This window comes from Chitinophaga sp. (assembly GCF_036566945.1).
In the GTDB taxonomy this organism is placed as follows: domain Bacteria; phylum Bacteroidota; class Bacteroidia; order Chitinophagales; family Chitinophagaceae; genus Chitinophaga.
The window spans coordinates 1-6,262 of the sequence record NZ_DATCVJ010000145.1 but is presented as its reverse complement, the minus strand read 5'-3'; the positions used below and the strand labels follow the sequence as shown (position 1 = coordinate 6,262).

Annotated in this window: 3 protein-coding genes; 2 read left to right on the top strand and 1 reads right to left on the bottom strand. The window is 47.3% G+C overall.

The annotated features are described in order from the left end of the window. Positions 1-2,884, bottom strand: a 2,884-nt coding sequence (locus tag VIP81_RS04175; RefSeq protein WP_331957218.1) for a SusC/RagA family TonB-linked outer membrane protein, incomplete at its 3' end; no start/stop codon positions are given. Between the two features lie 343 nt (positions 2,885-3,227). On the opposite strand from VIP81_RS04175, the gene VIP81_RS04170 reads away from it, so the two are divergent. Beyond that, a complete protein-coding gene (locus VIP81_RS04170; RefSeq protein WP_331957217.1) occupies positions 3,228-4,271 on the top strand; it encodes a LacI family DNA-binding transcriptional regulator in 1,044 nt (347 codons plus the stop codon). A gap of 171 nt (positions 4,272-4,442) precedes the next feature. Then, positions 4,443-6,262 (top strand): alpha-glucuronidase family glycosyl hydrolase (locus VIP81_RS04165; RefSeq protein WP_331957216.1); only part of this gene is annotated, 1,820 nt, incomplete at its 3' end.

Below are 6,262 nucleotides of genomic sequence, written 5' to 3'. Positions count from 1 at the left end.
ATTTTTTAAAGAGCGTGGATGCCAGGTCATAGGAAACCGATACATCCTGCAACCGCACAAAGCTCCTATCCTGGTACATGTTGGGTTCTATTTTCGCATGGGAACCGGAAATATTTCTTGGATATTTTCCGGTTGGATTCGAGGGCGACCAAAAATCAATACCCTGCAGGTTATTCACCCGGATACTATTGTCTTCCCGGAAGAACGACGGATTATTATTCCCCAGATATCCATCCTTTCCACCCTGTACTGAATTCAGGAAAACAGTCACCGTAAAAGCTTTATAGGAAAAGGTTTGCAATAAGCTCATTCGATAGGCCGGCTCCTGTCTTCCCAGAAAAATCCGGTCCGCCTGCGGTGTGATATCCTTGTCATTGTTCTGGTCCACTACTCTCACCGAACCAACGGGAAAACCTGGCAAACGCTCATCTTTCAACTGATATATACCAGCTGTCTGGTAATCATAAATGGCATTGATAGATTTGCCGATAAATAACCCACTTGACACGAGATCATCTTCTTTACCATCACCGTTGGCATCTGCACCGGCGAGTTTAACAATCGTATTTTTGTTGGTGGAAACATTGAGAGATGCAGACCATTTAACATCCTTTTTATCAATTAGCTGATACGTTAAAGCTGCTTCCAATCCCGTGTTGAGGATTTGACCAAGATTGGTAGTGATACTGCTAAACCCGGTAACACCGGGAATGGCCACGCTGTACAATAAGTTGTTGGTGGTGTTGCGGTAATAGTCCACCGAGCCACTGAGTTTGTTCTTAAACAGTGCCACATCAACACCCAGATTCAATCCTTTGGTGCGCTCCCATTTCAGGTTATCATTACCCAATGAAGATACCTGCTGACCAAAAGCAGTAGTACCTCCATCGCCGTATACATAGGCCGCGCCGGTGGTAACACGCGCCATGGAAGTATAGCGGGATGTTTGGTTGCCGGTTACACCATATCCCGCACGCAGTTTAAGATAATCGAGCGCTTTAATGCGTTTAATAAAATTTTCTTCAGATAATATCCATCCCAGTGCCAGTACCGGGAAGGTGCCATATTTATTATTTTTGGCGAACCCTGAAAAGCCGTCCCGGCGCAGAATAGCGGTCAGCAGGTATTTGTCTCTGAATTTATAGTTTACACGTGCCATCTGGTAAGCCAGACTTTCTTCCCATGCATCCGACTGCGCAAACTGGTTGGCGCCCTGAGAAAGATTGTTGTAGCTCAGCGTTAACCGCGGAAATCCTCTTGCTTCAGAAAACGTGCTGTTGAACTTTCTGCCAACGGCGCCATACAATAAGGTAGCGGAGATATCATGCTGACCAAAGCTTTTCGAGTAAGTAAGAATATTATCAAAAGTATAATCATAGTAATCCTGGAACTCTTTGTAAGCCCTACCTGTTTGACCGGCATCATAGATGCTGGAAAAAAAGTGTTTCGACAAACGGGAGTTGTTGCCGAAATTCATCCGGTAGTTAAGTCCCTTTAAAAAAGGAAAATCTATGTCCGTGTATATATTGGCGAAATAATAGTTGGTTCTGTCGTAGTCATCTACATTATAAGTGGTAAATGGATTGGGCTCCAATGTATTCATGGGAAAGGGTATCAGGTTGCCGGCAGTATCGTAGGGAACAATGAGTGGTGTCATGCGCTGCAGGCTGCCGAAAGATGGCTCAGCACCGTCCTGGTTGATAAATGCAGCGGAGGACAGGAGGCCTACTTTCCACCAGCTCAAAGGCCGTGTTTCGATGTTGGCGCGGATAGACTTTCTTTTAAATTTATCATTCATAATAAATCCTTTCTGATCCACCAGGCTGCCCGATAATAAATAGGTAACCCGATCACCGCCACCGGAAATGCTCAGGTTATTTTCTCCGATGGTGCCGGTATTGGTGCCTGCATTAAACCAGTCGTAATTATTGGGCAGCAGGTGGCCCTGTCCATCACGAATACTATTGTCCGCCACATCTTCAATTTTGAAATCGGGATTGGGCGTGGTGTAATCCGGTCCCAGATAGGCTTTGTCGTAAAATGCTTCCCGCAGATAGGCCAGGTATCCGTCGCGGTCGTACGGTCGCAGGTTGCCGATAGTAGGTTTTTGTGTGGTGTAGGAAGTAGAAAAGGCGATGCGCGGCTTTTGATTAATCTTTCCTTTCCGCGAGGTAATCAGGATAACACCGTTAGCCGCCTGTGCGCCGTACACCGCTGTGGAGCTGGCATCTTTCAGTATGTCAATGGTGGCAATATCATCGGGATTGATGTAAGAGAGTGAACCGGTATATTGAATGCCATCGAGAATGATCAGTACATTCTGATTACCATTCAACGTTACGCGGCCCCTGATGGAAATGGGCGGCGTGCCGCCGGCAATGGTGGCGATACCAACATTTAGTCCGGGTACGGTTCCCTGCAGATACTGGCCAATATTGGTATTGGGCGCGTTGCTGAGTGCCTCCAGGTTTACGCTGGCGACGGCGCCGGTTAAGTCCTTTTTCTTTTGTGTACCATAGCCCACTACTACTACTTCTCCAATATCTTTTGTCGCTACCGTTAGTTGCACGTTGATATCGGTGTTATCTCCTACCGTCATTTCCTGGTTGGAGAAACCAATACTTGAAATAATAAGGACAGCCCCTTTGGCGGCTACGATTGAAAACTCGCCGTTGGCTTTAGTGGTTTCTCCTTTATTAGTGCCTTTTATTACAATGGATGCGCCGGGAATGGGCTCTCCGGTATTTGTTGTCACGCGGCCATGGAGCGCTTTATCCTGTGCAAAGGAAAGGGCTGGCCTGATTAAAAGACAAGCCGCAAAGAGAAGCATCGTCCATAACCCGACGATGTTCCTGCTACTTTTTAATTGCTTAGTTTTTTTCATAACGATTAGTGTCGTTTAGACAATTATAAAAATGGGTAAAAAAGAAGAGGCGGCATCCGTCTAACGTGGTTACTTCATCTGGTTAAGCTATAAAACGGTCAGGGACGTGTTGGAAAGTTGCCGTATAAATGGTGGGTACTACCGTTGGGTACCTCAAAAAAGAAAAAACGTGGCTGATAATTAAGTTGTTTCATAACGGGTATTTTACATAAAAATCGATTGTTGGCTGACACGGGGGACTTGTTCTGCAAAACGAATATAAGAAAAATTCAGACTTACGTAACCGATTGCATTTTTTTATTCAAAAAAAGTTCATTTCCTTTGGTAAACAAGCTGAACTAACATGCCAGAAGACCGGGAAGTAACTATATATGACATCGCCAGATACCTGAATGTATCGGCAGCCACGGTGAGCAGGGGGTTGAAGGACAATCCAACGATCAGCAAAAGCACCCGTAAAAAAATTGCCGAGGCAGCAAAATCTCTTGGCTATCAGTCCAATACCTTTGCCAGCAGCTTAAGGAGCAAGCATACCCATACTTTGGGTGTACTGGTGCCGCGGCTGAACAGTCACTTTATGTCGAGTGCACTGGCCGGCATGGAGAATGCGGCCAACCGGCATGGTTATAACCTTATTATTGCGCAGTCACTGGAAGATGTGGAGAAAGAAAAGCGCAACGCCGCTACGATGTTCAACAAAAGAGTAGATGGATTGCTCATTTCCCTGTCGTCCAACACACAGGATATCAGGCACCTGGAGCCTTTTTTCAAGCGTAAAATCCCCGTGGTGTTCTTTGACCGTGTGTATGCACATGATGAAAGTACCTCTGTAGGTATCAATAACTATGAAGCCGCCTACAACATGACCCAGCACCTGATTGCACAGGGCTGCAGGAGGATCATGCACCTGGGAGGAAATCTGCTGAGGAATGTTTACCAGGAACGATTTAACGGCTACCGGAAGGCACTGCAGGAGCATCGTTTACCATGTACAGAGAAACTCCATTTAACCAGCACCCTTTCAGAACAGGCCGGTGCCGATGCCGCTAAATATATCCTGGACATGGCGCCTGCCGATCGCCCCGATGCCGTTTTTTCCGCGAATGATACCGCCGCAGTATATTGTATGATCGCCCTTAAAGCAGCCGGTCTGCGTATTCCGGAAGATATTGCCTTTGCCGGGTTTAACAATGACCCCATCAGCCGCGTAATTGAGCCTAATCTCACTACCATGGACTATTCCGGCGACAGTATCGGCAACACCGCTGCCACCTACCTGATTAACCACCTGAAAGGCATCAGCAACCTGTATACGACCAATGCCATCACACTTCGTGCAGACATGGTCGTTAGAGCCTCCTCTGAGAGAAACAAATTGCCAGGATAATTTTTTTTGCGATATTTATGCAACCGATTACGTAAAAAATAGAAAATAGTTGTATTTTTTAGGATAATGTCGATAAAAAAAGCTTTTTTTATACTCCGCGTTATGGGCTGATGCCAGCGCCCTGTTGATTTGTTCCGGCATCGTCATGAGGCACCTGATTCCACAAAACGTATGAAAAGAAACACGTTACTGCTTTTATGCCTTTGCTGCTTCCTGCTAACAAAAGGAGAAAACGGATATGATCTCTGGCTGCGATACACGCCCGTCGGCAATAAAGCACTGCTGCAAACCTACCGCGAAAATATTTCCACCATCATCACAAGCGGCTCCTCTGCCACCATGCACATCGTCAGGGATGAACTGTCCCACGGATTGAATGGGTTGCTTCAAACAAAAGTGGCCATCAACCCCGGCGGCATTCGCAGCGGCGCCATCATTGCAGGCACTCCCCTCTCCTCCCCGCTGATCAGCAACGCCGGCATCACGCCACTGCTGCAGGATGCCGGTGAAGAAGGTTTCGTGATTATCACCAAAATCCTGAATGGACACCGGTGTATTCTCATCTCCGGAAACTCAGAAAAAGGAGTACTGTATGGCACCTTTCATTTCCTGCGCCTCCTGCAAACGGAACAATCTATTCAACCACTACATATTATTTCCGCACCAAAAATCCGCCTCCGGATGCTCGATCATTGGGACAACCCCAACAGAACAGTGGAAAGAGGCTATGCCGGCTTCTCCATCTGGAACTGGCATCTGCTGCCGGATTATATTGACCAACGCTATATCGACTACGCAAGAGCAAATGCATCAATCGGTATCAACGGCACCGTCATTACCAACGTAAATGCGAACGCCATCATTCTTACCCCGGCTTATCTGAAAAAAGTAAAAGCACTGGCAGATGTATTCAGACCTTACGGCATCAAAGTCTATCTCACGGCAAGGTTCAGCGCTCCTATCGAAATCGGCGGACTGAAAACAGCCGACCCGCTGAATGAAGACGTACAGCGCTGGTGGAAAGAAAAAATAAAAGAAGTATATACTTACATTCCTGACTTCGGCGGCTTCCTCGTAAAAGCCAACAGTGAAGGACAACCCGGTCCCCAGGATTATAAACGCACCCATGCCGATGGCGCCAACATGCTGGCAGACGCCATCGCCCCGTTTAAAGGCATTATTATATGGCGCGCATTTGTGTACAGCAACGAAAACCCGTTAGACCGCCACAAGCAAGCCTACGACGACTTTGTTCCCCTCGACGGTACCTTCCGGTCCAACGTGATGGTACAGGTAAAAAACGGCGCCATCGACTTCATGCCCCGGGAACCTTTTCATCCTTTATTTGGCGCCATGCCCAACACACCGTTGATGATGGAATTCCAGGTAACACAGGAATACCTGGGGCAAGGTACCAGTCTTGTGTTTCTCGCACCCCTGTTTAAAGAAACACTGGAAAGTGATACCTACGCCAAAGGAAAAGGCAGCACCGTGGCCAAAGTAATTGATGGCAGTTTATATGCTCACGCACTAAATGGCATGTCAGGCGTAGCCAATATCGGAAACGAGATCAACTGGTGCGGCCATCCTTTTGCACAAGCCAACTGGTATGCACTGGGCCGCCTCGCATGGGATCACACCCTCTCCAGTAAACAGATTGCCGACGAATGGCTACGGATGACTTACTCCAACAACCCGCAGTTTCTGAAAGCTGCTACGCCACTAATGCTGGAAAGCCGCGACATCTTGGTACAATATTCCAACCCGCTCGGGCTGCATCACATCATGGGCACCGGTCATCACTATGGCCCCGCTCCATGGGTCAATAATCAGCACCGCCCGGAATGGAATCCGGTGTACTATCACAAAGCAGATAGTATTGGTATCGGCTTTGATCGTACGGCAACAGGCAGCAATGCGCTGGCACAATATCAACCTTACGCCGCAAAACAATGGGCCAACAAAGACAGCTGCGATGAAAAATATTTATT

Bases quoted from the DNA above. Each gene is read 5' to 3' on its own strand.
- VIP81_RS04170 (WP_331957217.1), top strand. From the start codon at position 3,228: ATGCCAGAAGACCGGGAAGTAACTATATATGACATCGCCAGATACCTG.